This window comes from Halarchaeum sp. CBA1220, assembly GCF_003721175.2.
GTDB classification, from domain to species: domain Archaea; phylum Halobacteriota; class Halobacteria; order Halobacteriales; family Halobacteriaceae; genus Halarchaeum; species Halarchaeum grantii.
Map to the genome: position 1 here is coordinate 36,821 of NZ_CP054709.1, position 15,357 is coordinate 52,177.

Genomic DNA, 15,357 nt, shown 5'->3' on the forward strand with positions numbered 1-15,357 from the left:
GCTTAGGCGTGGGTCTGTTGTTCGGCGAGTTTCGCCGCCAGCGAGTCCATCTCCGTGACGTCCTCGCTCGCGACCTGGAGCGCCTCGATGAGCGCGGCCAGCTTTCGCACCGGGATCTGGCCCGGGGCGTACTCGCTCGTGTCCTCCGCGAGCGGGGCGTACCCGAGCGTCGAGCCGTAGAGCGGGCCGACGACGCGGCTGTGGCTCCCCAGCCCGCCCATCGCGATTCCCGCGACGTCGATCCCGTCGTTCGAGGCCGTGTTGATGGCCTTCAGGAGCCGGAGCACGTCGTCGTGATTCTGGGGGTACGTCGCGACCTTCGCGACGTCACCGTACTGCGCGCACTGCTCGATGATGGCGTCGAGAACGTCCTGCTCGGGCGTGTCGTCGAAGTCGTGGTGGGAGATGATGATGTCGACGTCGTTCTGTCGGAACTCGTCGAGGATCCAGCCCATCCCCCGGGCCGTCTCCAGTTCGATGTCGACGAGCTCGACGGCGTCGAACCGGGAGGCCGCCGAGAGCCGGTCGAGGCGGCCCGTGTCGTTCGCCTCGCCACCGAACCACTTCGTGCGGTTCGTCGCGATGATCGGGAGGTCGCCCTCGTAGTCGGACAGTTGGCCGATGGGGTCCTCGGCGCTGTCCATCCGGAACTCGACCACGTCCGCGACGCCGCGCGCGTCGACCTCGCGGTCGAGGTCGTTCGTTGTTGCAGCGAGAGCGAACCCATCCAGTTTCATGGCACGCCGTAGCACCCCCTCAGGTATAAACCTTCCCAGAATCCGGAAAGAGGTGCACAGACGCGCTGCGTCGCCGCTCGGGGGCCGCAACCGGGGTACTGTATGTGGAACGTCGCGTGTTACTAGTATCGCGCCGACTTCCGGACGGTGACGACGAGACTGTAGAATCACTAGTCGGTCAATCGGCCGCCGTCGGAAACCTGAGGAATGCGACTAGTAATCGTTTTACCACGCTCGTTACTTCACTCAGTAGAGGGAGTTCGTATCCTTACACTCGAATTCGAAACCGATCCCACGGGCGTCCTTGCAGAGATTTCGACTCGGATCGGTGCTGATGGGAGCGTCGAGGTTGACAATGCCTTCTACGTCGAGGACGGGCAGTGGCTGGAGTCGTTTACGATCGCGACGACGGTGGACACCGATCTAGCGGCGTGGTTCGAGGACATCTCCGGTGTCTCCGTGTTTCACACGCAGGCGGTTCCGTCGGGGTCGGCCGGGACCGACGTGACGCGCGTGGTCGCATTCGTGCAGGAACCGTATCCGTACGTGCTCGAGGTCGCGTTGCGGCATCACGCGATTCCGAACCGGCTGACCGTGCACGATGGAACGGTGTCGATGATCGTGACGGTGAGCGAGTGGGACTCTTTTCGGGAGTTGGCCGACGACATCGAGTTGAAGTTCGGAACGTTCGACCTCGTGAAGGTGAACGAGACGGACCGCCCCGGAGAGCCGCTGGACAGCGGACGGCTCACGGATGTCGTCGTCTCGAAGCTGAGTGCCGACCAGATCGACGCGCTCGAGACGGCATACACGATGGGCTACTTCACGGTTCCCCGTGAGTCGTCGGCTCAAGAAGTCGCGGCGGCACTCGGTATCCAGCAGTCGACGTTTAGTGAGCGGATCCGCGCGGCAGAGGAGACACTACTTGGACTCGTGTTCTCTTCGCGGTAATGGCGTTCCCTCATGCAACAATAGTTTAGGATACCCTAATCTGACTTAAAGAGGTATAGTTATCACCCCCTTTCGGAGAAACCCCTACCCGAATACCGGCGTATGGTCTGAACGCAATGAGGAATAATGAGAGAAGTGCCGGTGGAACCGGCGACATCGAGACCTCCCGGCGGGGATACCTCCGCGCCGTCGCGGGGGCCGGTGCCGTCGGCGTGACGGCGCTCGCCGGGTGCATGGGATCGGGGGCACAACCCGTTAACCTCGACCCGTCCGTCCCGACCGGGACGCCGACGACAGTCGAGACGAAGTACTGGCACGACTGGCCGAACATCGACGCCGAGTCACCGCCGATGGAGTACACGGCGAAGGCGGGGTCCGTCCTCGATCCGGTGACGATCGAGTTCTCGACCGAGGACGACCCGTGGATGCGCGAGCACGCGTTCATGATTCAACGCTCGCTGCGCGACCTCGGCGTTCGCACATCACTCGACAACCGGCCGCTGAATCAGCTCTATGCACAAAGCTGGACGACTGCGGGTCTCGAGAACATGATCTCTATGAGCACGCACGGGCCAGATCCACAGCGCGGCCTCGACCCGAACCCGCTGGTGATGCGCCGATACAAGGCGAATCCGTCGAACTACGACAACTACTGGCATCCCGACCTGAACGACCTCCTCGACCGACAGCGCCGCCTCACCGGCGACCGCGAGAAGCGCAAGGAGCTGGTCGACGAGGCACAACAGATATTCGCCGAAGACGTCGGCGGACTCATCACCCTCTTCCCTGATGTCATCACGGCCGTGAACGAGCGCAAGTGGGACGGGTACGTCATGACGCCGGGGAACGGCCCGACCGGTGACTCCTTCCAGTGGACGGAGGTGAACCTCCAACCCGAGACGGGTGAACGGGCGTACGTCAAGGGGACTTCGGTTTCGATGAGTTCGCTCAATCTCCCGTGGTCTGGAGGTGGGGCAGGTGCGAAGCGCCTCACCTACATCTACGACGGTCTCTTCGATGCCTCACCCGAACTCGAAGTCGTGCCAGCGCTCGCGACGAGCGCCGAGTTCGTCGATGACACGACCGTCGAGATGTCCCTCCGCGAGGGCGTCACGTGGCACGACGGCGAACCCTTCACTGCGGAGGACGTGAAGTTCTCCGTCAACTTCTACCAGCAGTACTCGGCGGTGAGTCAGGCGCCGTTCTACGGCCCGATAGACTCCGTCGAGGTACTCGGTGACCACGACGTTCGGTTCAACCTCACGCGGCCGGACGCCGCGTTCCTCACCCAACGCGTCGTCCGCAGCGTTATCATCCCGAAACACCGCTGGGCGGACGTCGACAGCCCGACACAGTACAACCCGACGAACCCCATCGGCACCGGGCCTTTCGAGTTCGAGAGCTGGTCGCAGAGCAGCAAGTTCGTCGTGAGCCGCAACGACGACCACTGGATGTGGGACGACGACTGGCGGGCTACGCACCTCGGTGAAGCCGCCGAGCGCGGCCCCGGAATCGAGCGCGTCATCTGGGTGAACGTCGGGAACGTCAACGCACTTATCGGCGGCCTGCAGAACGAGAAAATCGACGCTGTCGCCGGGCGGCTCTCGAACGCCCAGGCCGAACGCGTCGCCGACACCGATGCCGTCGAGAAGAAGGTCGCGAACAACTTCGCACCGCTCGACACGAAGCTCATGTTCTCCGTGCCGCTGATTCGCGACAAGGAGTTCCGCGTCGCGCTCGCGAAGGCGGTCGACAAGCAGGGATTCGTCGAGCAGGTCCTCCAGGGTCGTGCGACCGTCCCACCGGGCGAGAACTTCATCTCCGACCTCACGATCTGGCATAACGACGACAGCTACGACTACGGCTACGACGTCGAGGAAGCCCGCACAATCCTCGAGCGCGCCGGGTACACGTGGGACGACGCCGGAAACCTCCGGTTCCCGAACGGGGACGCGTGGGCGGCGTTCGTCGAGCGCATCCAGAACGGGAACTGCCATCAGCGACGAACCGAACTCGACCAGCCGAACTTCGCCGACCAATGACCCGACACGCATCCATCGACGACCGCATCACCGGCCGGGCGAGAGCGCGGCCGCGAACAGCCACGGGAGGTGATGGTCGATGAGTCAGTTCCAGCGCTTCCTCGCGAAACGAATCGCCATCGCGGCGGCGCTCACGCTCGTCGCCGTCTCAGTGATCTTCTTCACCCTCCGACTCCTGCCCGGGAGCCCGTTCACGCAACTCGTTGCGTCCGGGAACCTCTCGGAGCAACAGGTCAACGACATCATGGCCCTCTACGGGCTGAACCAACCCCTCCTCGATCAGTACGTCATCTACTTGAAGAACCTCGTCACCTTCCAGTTCGGCTACTCGATCAGGCAGAGTCGCCCGGTCTGGGAGATCCTCGGCCCGAAGCTGTTCAACACGCTCATCCTCCTCGTGCCCGCGCTCGTCACGACTGCCGTCCTGAGCACGCTACTGGGGATGTACGCGGGATGGAACCGTGGCTCGTGGCTCGAGACTGGGAGCATCGTCACGACGACGTTCCTCCGCTCGACGCCCGTCTTCATCACTGCGCTCCTCGTCATCATCGTGTTCTCGTACAACCTCGAACTCTTCCCGGCGTTCGGGATGCGCGAAATCACGGCGGACCCGAGTGGCTTCACCGACACCTACCTCTCACTCGACTTCGCATACCACTACATCCTCCCGTTCACGGTCGCCGTTCTCTACTACAGCGGTGACTTCCTCCTGCTCGCTCGAAACGGCATCATCGAGAAGAAGGGCTCGGAGTTCCTGAAACTCCACCGCGCGAAGGGACTCACCGAGACCGAGCAGTTGATGCGTGCCGGTCGGAACTCGCTGCTGCCCGTGTTGACGTACTTCGCGCTCCGGCTGGGGATGATCTTTCAGGGGCTCATCCTCCTCGAAGTCGTCTTCGGGTGGCCGGGTATCGGCCGCCAGCTCGTCACGTCGATCTCCCAGCAGGACTTCCCGGTCGTGCAGGCCGCCGTCTTCCTCATGGCGCTCGCCGTCATCGTAATGAACCTCGTCGCTGACGTGATGTCGGCGTACTTCGATCCGTCCGTCTCCGCCGGGGGTGGGAGCTAATGTCGACTGAGAGCGCGGAGTCCATCCGCACGCGCGCCCGATCGAAGCTCGATTGGCTCGTCTCGCACGTCCAGTTCGTCACCACGGACACGCCTGCGCTCGTCGGGTTCACCGTCCTCGTGGGGTTCGTGTTCCTCGGGCTGTTCGGCCCAGTTATCGCACCCTACGATCCGATTCGGACGAGCGTCCAGAACGCACAGGGGACGATCCTCCGCCTCCATCCCCCGACGCTCCGAGCGCCGTTCGGTACGACTGCGTACGGCAAGGACGTCTTCAGCCAGTTCCTCGCGGGTGCGCAACCGACGCTCATCGTCGGTCTCGTCGGCGGCGTCGCGACCGGCGGGATCGGCTTCCTCGTCGGCCTCGTGAGCGGTTACTTCGGTGGGTGGGTCGACGAAGTCCTCATGCGGCTGACGGACCTCACCTTCTCGCTGCCGTTCATGCCGATGGCGCTGCTCCTGTTGACGTTCATCCAGCCGAACATCTGGATTATCACGGTGATCATCGCGGCCTTCCTCTGGAAGATGCCCGCTCGTGTCATCCGTTCGGAAGTCCTCTCCGTCAGCGAACGGACGTTCGTGAAATCCGCCCGCGCGAGCGGGGCGGGCCACCTGCGGACCATGTTCGTTCACGTCGCGCCGAACGTCCTCCCCATCGCCTTCCTCTACACGGCCTACGGCGTCGCGTGGTCCATCGCCGCGCAGGCCAGCCTCGCGTTCCTCGGCTTCGGCGATCCGACGACGACGAGCTGGGGGCGCATGCTCCGGCAGGTGTTCGCTTCCGGGAGCATTCGCGTCGCGTGGTGGTGGGTCATTCCGCCAGCGCTCGGCATCGCCGCCGTCACGACCTCGGTGTTCCTCGTCGGCCGCGCCTACGAGGAAGTCATCAACCCCGAAATCGACGACCAATGAGCCTCCTCGAAATCGAAGACCTCACGGTAACGTACGGTACAGACGACGTCCGCGTGCACGCCGTTAACGGCGTCTCGTTCGACGTCGAGAAAGGGGTGAACTACGGCCTCGCCGGCGAGAGCGGGTCCGGCAAGTCGACGGCCGCCGAAGCGATACTCGGCCTCCTGCCCGGGAACGGCCGCGTCGACGGCGGATCGGTCCGGTTCAAGGGGCAGGACCTGCTCAACCTCTCCCCGGAGGAGCGCCGCGACGTCCTCTGGGAGGAAATCGCGTACATCCCACAGAGCGCAATGGACGCCCTCGATCCCGTGATGACGTGTGGCGCGCAGATCCGTCAGGCGATCCAGAAACACCGGAACGTCACGGACGCGAAGGCGCGCGAGCGCATCCGCGAACTCTTCGATATGGTCGGCCTCGACCCTGACCGGATCGACGAGTACCCCCACGAGTTCAGTGGCGGGATGCGTCAACGCGTCACCATCGCGATGGCGCTCGCGCTCGAACCCGACCTCATCGTCGCTGACGAGCCGACGACGGGCCTCGACGTCGTTGTCCAAGACAAGATCATCGACAAGATCCTCGAGATTCAGGAGCGCATCGATAGCTCGCTCCTCCTCATCACCCACGAGATCGGCGTCATCGCCGAAACCTGCGACGAACTCTCGATACTCTATGGCGGGACGGTGATGGAGCAGGGCAGCGTCGATAACGTCCTCGTCAACCCGACGCATCCCTACACGATGGGGTTGAAGAACTCCTTCCCCGAGGTCGAGCAGCTCGCGGACGACCCTGTCGCGATCCCCGGATCGCCTCCGAGCCTCGGCGCGCCACCGACTGGCTGTGTGTTCGCGGATCGCTGTCCGTTCGAGACCGAGGAGTGCACCGCCGAAACCCCGCCGACGGTGGACCTCCCGAACCGGAACCACAAGTCTGCCTGCCATCACACCGAGCAGGCAGCGCGGATGCGCCGCGACGCCGCCACCCCCGAAACGTGGGGCGTCGACCCGGGTGAGGCTGACGCGTCGGCGACGAGCGACGAGGAGATACTCCGTGTCGACGACCTCCAGAAGTGGTACTCGACGAGTCAGCCGCTCCTCAACCAGCTCCGGGGTGATGATCCCCCGCAGGTGAAGGCTGTCGATGGCGTGTCGTTCTCCCTACACCGTTCGGAGATCCTCGGTGTGGCCGGTGAGAGTGGCTGTGGCAAGTCGACGTTGGGTGAGACAGTCGCGATGCTCGAAGAGCCGACTGACGGCGATATCGTCTTCGACGGGAAATCCGTCGAGGAGTACAAGCGTAGCGGCATGAAGGAGTTTCGCCGAAACGCGCAGATAATCTTTCAGGACCCCTTCGACTCGCTCAACCCGCGCCAGACGGTTCGCCAACTTGTCACCGAGCCCCTGCGCATCCACGGGATGGCGGAGGGTGGACAGGAGGAGAAGGCGGCAGAAACGCTCGAACGAGTTGGCCTGACACCCGCCGAGGAGTTCCTCGACGACTACCCACACGAGCTCTCGGGGGGGCAGCGACAGCGCGTCGCGATCGCCCGCGCGCTCGTGCTCGACCCGGACTTCCTCGTCTGTGACGAACCCGCGTCGATGCTCGATGTCTCTCTGAAGGTCAACCTCCTCAACCTCCTTCGCGACCTCGCTGACGAGTCGGATATCGGCATCATCTACATCTCGCACGACCTCGCCAGTCTCTCACAGGTCTCCGACCGGCTCGCTATCATGTACCTCGGGCGGATCGTCGAACTCGGCGAGACGTCACGCGTCGTCGACGACCCGAAACATCCCTACACGTCCGCGTTGCTCTCCGCCGCACCGGAGAAAGACCCGACGAGCGGCCGCGAGCGCGTCCTCCTCGACGGCGAACCACCGGACCCAATCGACGTCCCGAGCGGCTGTGCGTTCGCCCCGCGCTGCTCGAACGCGGAAGCGGAGTGCCGGGAGGCAGAGCCCGCCCTCGACGAAGCCGGTGACGACGAACACAGCGCCGCCTGCTACTTCCCAGTCGATAGCGAGGCGCACGGTGACGAAGTCGACGGGAAGGGGTCGGCGTCGAGTACGACCGCCGACGACTGACACACGTTCGACACCTGATCTCGCCCCACGATGTGCCCGCCGCCCACACACGCCCCGCGACCGTCCGCCCACACGCCCGTCGATAATGTGGTACTCACCATGGATGCTCGACATCCTCACTCTCCCGACGAGGCCGACGCCGATGAGTGACGAACGCATCGCATGGCCGTCGCGTGCCGCCGTCCGACGGGCTATCGGACTCTGTGTCGCAACCGCGGCGGTCGCGTGGGGAGCACTCGTCCCGGCCCACGCCGTCCCGCCGGCCATGCAGGACGCCGTCGCCGTGTTCGCGTTCGCGCTCGTCCTCTGGCTCACCGACGCGCTCCCGTACGTCGTTACGAGCGTCCTCACGCTCGTTCTCCTCGTCCAGACCGGCGTTGCGCCGACGTTCCGCGTCGCCGCCACTGGGTTCTCGTCCTCGCTCGTCTTCTTCTTGCTCCTCGTCTTCCTCCTCGGCGCCGCAGTCGCGGCCGTTCAGTTGGACGAGTGGGTGGCCTCCCGGATCGTGGCCCGTGAGGGAACGGCGCACCCGTTTCGTGCATTCGTGCTCCACCTGTTCGCACTCGCGTTCGTGATGCCCTCCGCAGTCGCGCGTGCCGCGACGTTCGCACCCGTCATCCACGAACTCGCTGACGCGCACGGGTTCGACCGTGATGGGCCGTTCAGCACGTCGGCGTTCCTCGTCCTCGGACACGTCAACCCCATCGGGTCGTTGGCGCTCATGACCGGTGGCGGAATGGCACTCGTTGCCGCCGGTGTCGTTCGCTCGGCTGGATACCCGCTGACGTGGCTCGACTGGGCGGTCCTGATGGTCCCGCCCGTCCTCGCCCTCTACGTGGTCTGTGCGGCGCTCGCATCGGCGCTCTCCGGCGACCCACCCACTGCCAGCGAGACGTCTCTGCGGGGCCGTGACCCGGCTGGCGGACTCACGCGGGAGCAACGCATCGTTGTCGCCGTTCTGTCTGGTGCTGTCTGCCTCTGGCTCGCGGGCTCCATCGTGTCGCTCCCCGCGATAGTCCCCGCCGCCCTCGCCGTCGCCGTGCTCGCGTGCCCGGGCGTCGGCGTCCTCTCGAGCGCGTCCCTGTCGGAGGTGAATTGGGGAATCATCTTCCTCGTCGGAACGATGTTCTCCCTCCTCGACCGGCTGGAAGCTACCGGGGCGTTCGGCTACGCAGTCGGCGTGCTAACCACCGCCGTCCCCTTTCACGCGCTCTCACAGTCGGCAGGCATCGCCGTTTTGCTCGCTTTCGCAATCAGCGTGCGCATCGTCTTCTCGACGGGCTCGGCCGCACTGCTGGTCGTCCTCCCGGTCGTCCTCCGTGTCGGCGAGAGCGTCGGTATCGCCCCCGTCCCGCTCGCGCTCGCATCCGTCCTCTTGGTCGGGGCGACGACCGTCTTCCCGTTCAACACGACCGCCGTCCTCGTCGCGATGACGGGCGGCCCGATCGACTCCCTAGACGTCCTTCAGTTCGGACTTGCCACCACGGTTTCGGCGGTCGTCGTTGTCTCTCTCTCTTGGCTTCTTTATTGGCCGCTCGCTCTCGCCACGATCCGGTGAGCGTACTCACAGGGATGCTGTGTGCTCGCCCACTCCGGTGAGTGAAGTCGAGAAACGAGCGGGCCGACGGGTTTCGTCTCCAACGTCCGCCGACACCCGATGCGCTCTTTGTGGAGCCACCGAAACATCGGGTATGGAGACCGTGACCGTCGCCCGAGACGTCGAGGCGTCGCCCGAGCGCGTCCGCGAGGCCATCTCGGACGTCGAGTCGTTCATGCTGGCCGCCGGCTTCGACGAGGTGCACGTCGAGGGCGACGGCTTCCGACTCGTCAATCAGGTCGGGCTCTTCGAGATCGAACTCGACCTCGTCGTCGAGGACCGCGCGGACGCCGCGCTCGCCTACCGCCAGCGCGACGGCATCTTCCGCGAGATGGAGACCGTCTACACGGTCGAGGAAACGGCGGACGGCACGCGCGTCGAGGCGACGACGGAGTACGCGCTCGCCGCGAAACTCGTCGGCCCGGTCTTCGACGGCACGGTCGTGAAACGCCAGCGCCGCAAGGAGCTGAACGCGCAGTTCGACGCCCTCGAGGAGCTCTGAACCGCTGAGTCGGCGCCTCAGGCGGTCGCGTCCTCGATGGCGCGCTCGAGGTCGGCGAGGATGTCCTCGGGGTCCTCGATGCCGACGGAGAGCCGGACCATATCGGGGGTGACGCCCGCCGCGTCCTGTTCGGCCTCGGTGAGTTGCTGGTGGGTGGTGCTCGCCGGGTGGATGATGAGCGTCTTCGCGTCGCCGACGTTCGCGAGCAGCGACGCGAGGTCGGCGTTCTCGACGGTCGCGCGCGCGGCGTCGTAGCCCGCCTCCAGCCCGAACGTGATCATGCCACCGTACCCGCCCTCCAGGTATTCGCTCGCCGTCTCGTGGGTCTCGTGGTCCGCGAGGCCGGGGTAGTTCACCCACGCCACCTCCTCGTGGTCGCTGAGGTAGTCGGCGACGACTTCGGCATTCTCGCAGTGGCGCTCCATTCTCAACGGTAAGGTCTGGACCCCTTGGAGAGTCTGCCACGCGTCGAACGGCGACTGCTGGTTCCCGAGGTCGCGGAGGCCGCGGGCGATGGCGGCGTACGTGAACGCGGCGTCGCCGAAGCGCTCCGCGAAGTTCACGCCGTGATACGCGGGGTTGTCCGCGCCGACCTCGGGATACTTCTCCGAGTGCGCCGCCCAGTCGAAGCTCCCGGCGTCGACGAGCGCGCCCCCGACCGTCGTGCCCGCGCCGTGGAGCCACTTCGTCGTGGAGTGCCAGACGATGTCCGCGCCGTGCTCGATGGGGTTGCAGAGGTACGGCGTCGCGAACGTGTTGTCCACGATGAGCGGGACGTCGTGGTCGTGTGCGACGTCGGCGATGGTCTCGATGTCCGGCGTGACGAGCGCGGGGTTGCCGATGGACTCGAGGAGGACGAAGGCGGTGTCCTCGTCGATGGCCTCCCGATAGGCCTCGACGTCGAGCGTGTCCACGAACCTCGTGGTGACGCCGCGGCGCTCGACGGTGTGGGTGAGGTAGGTGTAGGTGCCCCCGTAGAGCGCGGACGCGGAGACGACGTTGTCGCCGGCCTCCGCGAGGATGAACGTCGCGAGGTTGAGCGCCGCCATCCCCGAGGACGTCGCGACGGCGCCGACGCCGCCCTCGAGCGCCGCGAGGCGCTCCTGGAGGACGTCGACGGTCGGGTTCATCAGTCGCGAGTATATGTGCCCGGGCTTCTCGAGGGCGAACTGCCCTGCGGCGTCCTCGGCGTCGTCGAACTCGTAGGACGTCGTCTGATAGATCGGCGTCGCGCGCGCTCCCGTCGCGGGGTCGGGGGTTGCGCCCGCGTGGACGCTTTCGGTTCCCAGTCCCCGCTCTCGGTCGGCGTTATCGTCTGCCATATCTCGGCCATTCGGCGGTGACGGTAAAAGCGTACCGCGCGTTCCCCGTTTCTGGTATCCCCGTGCGCTCAGTCCTCGAGCAGGTCGGCGCGCTCCGCGAACTCGGCGATGACCGTGGCTTCCGCGCGATGGAGGGTCTCGCTGCACGTCGATTTCGCGATGCCGAGTTCGTCGGCGACGTCGGTGAGCGTCGCGTCGCGCGGCGTCTCGTAGTAGCCGACGGCGACCGCGGTCGCGAGGACGTCGCGCTGGCGCTCCGTGAGCGGGGCGTCGCGCTCGTACTGCTCGTCGTGGATGCGTTCGAGCGTGAAGTCGATGCCGAACGCGCTGAACTGGTCGCGGAGCGCGCCGAGGCGCTCGCTCGGCGCGCGCAGCGTCCACGTCGCGGCGCCGTCCCGTATCTCGAAGGGGAACTCGAGGGGGACGCCGGACTCCCGGAGCGGGAGCAAGAGCACGGGGTCGGCGGTCTCGAACTGCAACAGCACGTCCTCCTCGCCGTCGTAGAGCGTCGTGACGTCCTGAATCGTCTCGTGTGCCGTCATCGCGTCGCGGATCGCGTCCGAGTCGGCGCCGTCGTCGAGTTCGAGGAGGCCGACGCCCGTCTCCGCGTCCGCGAACGCGGTGAGCACGCGGAACGTGTCCGCCGCGAATCGGCGCGAGACGTCGCCGATCCAGATGCCCTCGGGAACGGTGACGGTGAGTTCGGCGCGCGGCATACCGCCCGGTTCGTGAGCGGGCCGTAAGTGGCTAGCGCTCGCTCCCGCGCGCTGGGATCCCCCTACGGCCCGCGAGCCATGGTGAGGCTCTCGGCGGTCTTCGCAGCGAAGAACGCGACGGCACCGGCGTCGAGGTCCACGAGCGCGCAGGCGACCGCGAGCGTGACGACGCCGACGGCGACGGGGAGGCGGCCGCGGACGACGCGGCGAACGCGAGCGAAGGCGACTGACATCGACGCCGACTCGGTGCGCCGCGCGGAGAGTGGTTTTCCCGAACGCGTTCGGGATGGCGTGTAGGTGACCGGCGTTCGAAGACCCGGGTATGCTCCCCGGGAACATCGACGTCGACACCGACGTCCAACCGCCGATGCGGCTGCCGCTCGGCCACTTCGTCGTCGCGCTCGGCGCGCTCTGCGTCGCGGTACTCGTCGGCCTGCTACGCGGTGGCGCGCTGTTCGCGCCCGCCGCCGGCCTCGCGCACGTCCACCTCGTGCTCGTCGGCTGGATCTGTCTCACCATCGCCGGCGCGATGACGCAGTTCGTCCCCGTCTGGTCGGGCGTCCGCCTCCACTCGCCGCGGCTCGCCGGCGTCCAACTCGCCCTGCTCGCGGGCGGCCTCGCGGGGTTCGCCGCCGCGCTCCTCACCGGTGCGTTCGCGCCCCTCCCGGCGTTCGCGGCGGCGATGGTCCTCGGGTTCTGGGTCTTCGTCTACAACATCGCTCGGACGCTCGCCCGCGCCCGCCCGTTCGACGTCACCGAACGCCACTTCGCGTACGCGCTCGCGTCCTTCCTCGCCGTCTCCGCGCTCGGCGTCTCGCTCGCCGTCGGCTTCACCCACCCCGACCGCCTCCCCGTGAGCCGCGTGGCGCTCCGGGGCGCGCACGTCGCGCTCGCGCTCTTCGGTGCCGTCCTCTGCACCGTGTTCGGCGCGCTCTACCAGCTCGTCCCGATGTTCGCCCAGTCGGACCTCGACGCGCTCGACCGGCGCCTCCAGCGCCTCGAGGAGGCCGTCTACCCGCTCGGGGTCGCCCTGCTCGCGATGGGGCGTCTCGTCGAGGTCGCACCGCTCGCCCGCCTCGGCGGCCTGCTCGTCGTCGGTGGCGTGCTCGCGGTCGCCGTCGTGCTCGCGCGTCGCCTCGCGGACGCCACCATCTCGTGGGGGCCGATGCTCCGCCGATACGCCGTCCTCCCGGTCGCGATGGGCGCGTGGGCGGCGTGGACGCTCCCCGTCTGGCTCGCCCGCCCGCTCGCCTACGACGCCGCCGTCGGCGCGCCGGGGTCGTTCTCCCTGCTCGTCCTCGGCGTCGTCGGCTTCGTCGTCCTCGGAACCCTCTATCACGTCGTCCCGTTCATCGTCTGGGTGCACCGCTACAGCGACCGCCTCGGCTTCGAGGCCGTGCCGACCATCGACGACCTCTACGTCGCGCGCGTCGCGAACGTGGACTTCGCGCTCCTCCTCGCCGGCACGCTCCTGCTCGTCCTCGGTGCCGCCGTCTCGCTCCCCGCACCCCTCGGCCGGGCGGGCGACGCGCTCGTCGCCGGCGGCGTCGCGCTCGCCGTCGCGAACCTCCTGCTCGTCGTCTGCCGACACGCCGTCGCGCCCGCCGTGGGCGCCCGTCTTGGGTCGCTCGCGGGCGAGTGAAATCGCGAATGCGCCGTTTTCGAACTTATTCCTCAGCGTCGAACAGCGAGCGAACCCGCTCGGCGTCGGCGGGGTCGTCGGCCTCCGTGACGGCGCGCTCGGGCGCCTCGAGCAGTTCCTCGACGAGTCGGTCCGCGAGTTCGTCGAGGACGCGCGCCCGCTCCGCCGTGAGCGCGTCCCGCGCCTCGAGACGAGAGCGCGCGCGCTCGAGTTGTGCGTCCCGGATCGCCGCCGCGCGCTCGGCGATGTCGCGGCGCGTCGCCTCGCGCTCGTCGGTCGTCCCCGCGTCACTCCCGTCGCGGGAGGCCGCCTCGCTCATAGCTCCACCTCCGCCGGCGACTGGTCCGGCATCGGGCCGTCGTACCCCTTGGGTTCGTACGCGCAGAGCGGGTCGCTCGCGAGCGGGTCGCCCGCCGTCGCGTAGGCGCGCGAGCGACTGCCGCCGCAGACGTGGCGGAACTCGCAGGCCCCGCACTTCCCCGTGAGTGCGTCGGGGTCGCGAAGCGACTCGAAGAGCGCCGAGTCCCGATAGAGGTCGACGAGCGACGCCTCGCGGACGTTCCCCGCGCTCTCGGGGAGGAAGCCCGAGGGGTAGACGTCGCCGACGTGGCTGACGAACGCGAAGCCGTCGCCGGCCGTGATGCCGGTCCGCCGACCGATGCCGTCGCGGGCGGGCGACGCGGTGCCGCCCTCGGCGCGCTTCTGCTGGAGGGCGACCCGCCGATAGTGCGGGGCTTCGGTCGTCTTCACGCCGAACGGCGCGTCGTCGGCCACCTCGACGAGCCACTCCATGACCCCCTCGGCGCGCTCGGGGTCGATGGGGTCGAGGACGCGCCCCCGGCCCACGGGAACGAGGAAGAAGACCGACCAGAGCACGGCGCCGAGGTCGGCGACGAGGTCGCGGATGGCGAGGAGGTCACCGACGGTCTGCGCGCAGACGGTGGTGTTGATCTGGAGCGGGAGGCCGGCGTCGCGGGCGGCGCGCGCGGCCTCGACGGTGGAGTCGAAGCTCCCCGCTTCGCCGCGGAAGGCGTCGTGAGTCGCCGCGCTCGCGCCGTCGAGGCTGAGCGCCATCCGCCGGAGGCCGGCGTCCGCGAGGTCGGCGACCCGCTCGCGGGTGAGCGACTCGGTGCCGCTCGGCGTCATCGTCATCCGGAGGCCGTTCTCGACGCCGTACTCGACGAGGTCGACGGTGTCGTCGCGGGCGAGCGGGTCGCCACCGGAGAGCACGACGAGTTGGCCCTCGCCGAACGAACGGGCGTCGTCGAGGAGCGCCTTCCCCTCGGCGGTGGTGAGTTCGTCCGGGTGGCGCGCCGGCTGGGCGTCCGCCCGACAGTGCTCGCAGGCGAGCGCGCACGCCTGCGTGACCTCCCAGATGCAGACGAACGGCCGCTGGCTCGTGTCGACGTCGCTCGGTCGCATACTCGTGGGGTAGGCGTCCGCACCCGAGTAGCCCGTCCCGAACACGTTCGGGGATACGGTTTGCTCCCCGGAGCCGATACATACAGGTATGGTCGACGCGACCGCCCTCAAAGACGCCGTCAGCGAGACCGACGTGCCCGCGGACCGGCCGCGCGAACGACTCGACGCCCGCGAACTCCCGCCGCCCGAGCCGCTCACGGAGACGCTCGAGCGCCTCGCCGACTTCGACGACGAGCACGTCCTCGTGCAGGTGAACGACCGCGCGCCCCAGCACCTCTACCCGAAGCTCGACGACCGCGGGTGGGCGTACGAGACCGTCGAGGCCGACGACGCCGTCGTGACCGTCGTCTGGCGCCCGTGAC

General features: G+C 67.4%; 15 protein-coding genes. 9 read left to right on the plus strand and 6 right to left on the minus strand.

From position 1 onward, the window contains the following. Positions 1-2 precede the first annotated feature (2 nt). Positions 3-737 carry a type I 3-dehydroquinate dehydratase gene (locus tag EFA46_RS13500; protein WP_123079178.1) on the minus strand — a complete coding sequence of 245 codons (735 nt, stop codon included), beginning with the start codon at positions 735-737 and terminating at the stop codon, positions 3-5. Between the two features lie 207 nt (positions 738-944). Here EFA46_RS13500 and EFA46_RS13505 point away from each other — a divergent pair, with 207 nt between their 5' ends. The 7 genes from EFA46_RS13505 (at position 945) to EFA46_RS13535 (ending at position 9,893) form a co-directional block, all read left to right on the plus strand. Next, positions 945-1,688: a helix-turn-helix domain-containing protein gene (locus tag EFA46_RS13505; RefSeq protein WP_123079180.1), complete on the plus strand. Its 744-nt coding sequence runs from the start codon at positions 945-947 to the stop codon at positions 1,686-1,688. Between the two features lie 116 nt (positions 1,689-1,804). After that, the gene (locus EFA46_RS13510; protein WP_123079182.1) at positions 1,805-3,730 is read left to right on the plus strand and encodes an ABC transporter substrate-binding protein; all 1,926 of its coding nucleotides are present in this window, start codon (positions 1,805-1,807) and stop codon (positions 3,728-3,730) included. 79 nt (positions 3,731-3,809) lie between these two features. Then, positions 3,810-4,799: an ABC transporter permease gene (locus EFA46_RS13515; RefSeq protein ID WP_123079184.1), complete on the plus strand. Its 990-nt coding sequence runs from the start codon at positions 3,810-3,812 to the stop codon at positions 4,797-4,799. Then, on the plus strand, positions 4,799-5,710 hold the full coding sequence (locus EFA46_RS13520; RefSeq protein ID WP_123079186.1) for an ABC transporter permease: 912 nt from the start codon (positions 4,799-4,801) through the stop codon (positions 5,708-5,710). Before EFA46_RS13515 ends, EFA46_RS13520 begins: the two co-directional genes overlap by 1 nt. Next, positions 5,707-7,794, plus strand: coding sequence for an ABC transporter ATP-binding protein (locus EFA46_RS13525; RefSeq protein ID WP_176969900.1), 2,088 nt, complete (start codon positions 5,707-5,709; stop codon positions 7,792-7,794). The genes EFA46_RS13520 and EFA46_RS13525 overlap by 4 nt, the downstream gene beginning before the upstream one ends. A gap of 142 nt (positions 7,795-7,936) precedes the next feature. Further along, entirely contained in the window at positions 7,937-9,352 is a 1,416-nt protein-coding gene (locus tag EFA46_RS13530; protein WP_123079319.1) for an SLC13 family permease, read from the plus strand. Positions 9,353-9,485: 133 nt separating this feature from the next. Beyond that, on the plus strand, positions 9,486-9,893 hold the full coding sequence (locus EFA46_RS13535; protein ID WP_123079188.1) for an SRPBCC family protein: 408 nt from the start codon (positions 9,486-9,488) through the stop codon (positions 9,891-9,893). 17 nt (positions 9,894-9,910) lie between these two features. On the opposite strand, the gene EFA46_RS13540 is transcribed toward EFA46_RS13535, so the two are convergent. The 3 genes from EFA46_RS13540 to EFA46_RS13550 form a co-directional block, all read right to left on the minus strand. Continuing rightward, positions 9,911-11,215, minus strand: a complete 1,305-nt coding sequence (locus EFA46_RS13540; RefSeq protein WP_123079190.1) for an O-acetylhomoserine aminocarboxypropyltransferase/cysteine synthase family protein — start codon at positions 11,213-11,215, stop codon at positions 9,911-9,913. A gap of 68 nt (positions 11,216-11,283) precedes the next feature. Next, positions 11,284-11,931, minus strand: a complete 648-nt coding sequence (locus EFA46_RS13545) for a helix-turn-helix domain-containing protein (RefSeq protein ID WP_158604303.1) — start codon at positions 11,929-11,931, stop codon at positions 11,284-11,286. 62 nt (positions 11,932-11,993) lie between these two features. Further along, positions 11,994-12,164, minus strand: a complete 171-nt coding sequence (locus EFA46_RS13550) for a hypothetical protein (RefSeq protein ID WP_158604304.1) — start codon at positions 12,162-12,164, stop codon at positions 11,994-11,996. A gap of 89 nt (positions 12,165-12,253) precedes the next feature. On the opposite strand from EFA46_RS13550, the gene EFA46_RS13555 reads away from it, so the two are divergent. Then, positions 12,254-13,573, plus strand: a complete 1,320-nt coding sequence (locus tag EFA46_RS13555) for a hypothetical protein (RefSeq protein WP_123079194.1) — start codon at positions 12,254-12,256, stop codon at positions 13,571-13,573. A 25-nt stretch (positions 13,574-13,598) separates the two neighbouring features. Here EFA46_RS13555 and EFA46_RS13560 read toward each other — a convergent pair whose 3' ends face one another. Continuing rightward, entirely contained in the window at positions 13,599-13,892 is a 294-nt protein-coding gene (locus EFA46_RS13560) for a hypothetical protein (protein WP_123079196.1), read from the minus strand. Beyond that, a complete protein-coding gene (locus EFA46_RS13565) occupies positions 13,889-14,995 on the minus strand; it encodes a TIGR04053 family radical SAM/SPASM domain-containing protein (protein ID WP_123079321.1) in 1,107 nt (368 codons plus the stop codon). The genes EFA46_RS13560 and EFA46_RS13565 overlap by 4 nt, the downstream gene beginning before the upstream one ends. 76 nt (positions 14,996-15,071) lie before the next feature. On the opposite strand from EFA46_RS13565, the gene EFA46_RS13570 reads away from it, so the two are divergent. Next, the gene (locus EFA46_RS13570; protein WP_370529304.1) at positions 15,072-15,356 is read left to right on the plus strand and encodes a DUF2249 domain-containing protein; all 285 of its coding nucleotides are present in this window, start codon (positions 15,072-15,074) and stop codon (positions 15,354-15,356) included. Position 15,357 lies beyond the last annotated feature (1 nt).

Bases quoted from the DNA above. Each gene is read 5' to 3' on its own strand.
- EFA46_RS13500 (WP_123079178.1), bottom strand. From the start codon at position 737: ATGAAACTGGATGGGTTCGCTCTCGCTGCAACAACGAACGACCTCGAC.
- EFA46_RS13505 (WP_123079180.1), top strand. From the start codon at position 945: ATGCGACTAGTAATCGTTTTACCACGCTCGTTACTTCACTCAGTAGAG.
- EFA46_RS13510 (WP_123079182.1), top strand. From the start codon at position 1,805: ATGAGGAATAATGAGAGAAGTGCCGGTGGAACCGGCGACATCGAGACC.
- EFA46_RS13515 (WP_123079184.1), top strand. From the start codon at position 3,810: ATGAGTCAGTTCCAGCGCTTCCTCGCGAAACGAATCGCCATCGCGGCG.
- EFA46_RS13520 (WP_123079186.1), top strand. From the start codon at position 4,799: ATGTCGACTGAGAGCGCGGAGTCCATCCGCACGCGCGCCCGATCGAAG.
- EFA46_RS13525 (WP_176969900.1), top strand. From the start codon at position 5,707: ATGAGCCTCCTCGAAATCGAAGACCTCACGGTAACGTACGGTACAGAC.
- EFA46_RS13530 (WP_123079319.1), top strand. From the start codon at position 7,937: ATGAGTGACGAACGCATCGCATGGCCGTCGCGTGCCGCCGTCCGACGG.
- EFA46_RS13535 (WP_123079188.1), top strand. From the start codon at position 9,486: ATGGAGACCGTGACCGTCGCCCGAGACGTCGAGGCGTCGCCCGAGCGC.
- EFA46_RS13540 (WP_123079190.1), bottom strand. From the start codon at position 11,215: ATGGCAGACGATAACGCCGACCGAGAGCGGGGACTGGGAACCGAAAGC.
- EFA46_RS13545 (WP_158604303.1), bottom strand. From the start codon at position 11,931: ATGCCGCGCGCCGAACTCACCGTCACCGTTCCCGAGGGCATCTGGATC.
- EFA46_RS13550 (WP_158604304.1), bottom strand. From the start codon at position 12,164: ATGTCAGTCGCCTTCGCTCGCGTTCGCCGCGTCGTCCGCGGCCGCCTC.
- EFA46_RS13555 (WP_123079194.1), top strand. From the start codon at position 12,254: ATGCTCCCCGGGAACATCGACGTCGACACCGACGTCCAACCGCCGATG.
- EFA46_RS13560 (WP_123079196.1), bottom strand. From the start codon at position 13,892: ATGAGCGAGGCGGCCTCCCGCGACGGGAGTGACGCGGGGACGACCGAC.
- EFA46_RS13565 (WP_123079321.1), bottom strand. From the start codon at position 14,995: ATGCGACCGAGCGACGTCGACACGAGCCAGCGGCCGTTCGTCTGCATC.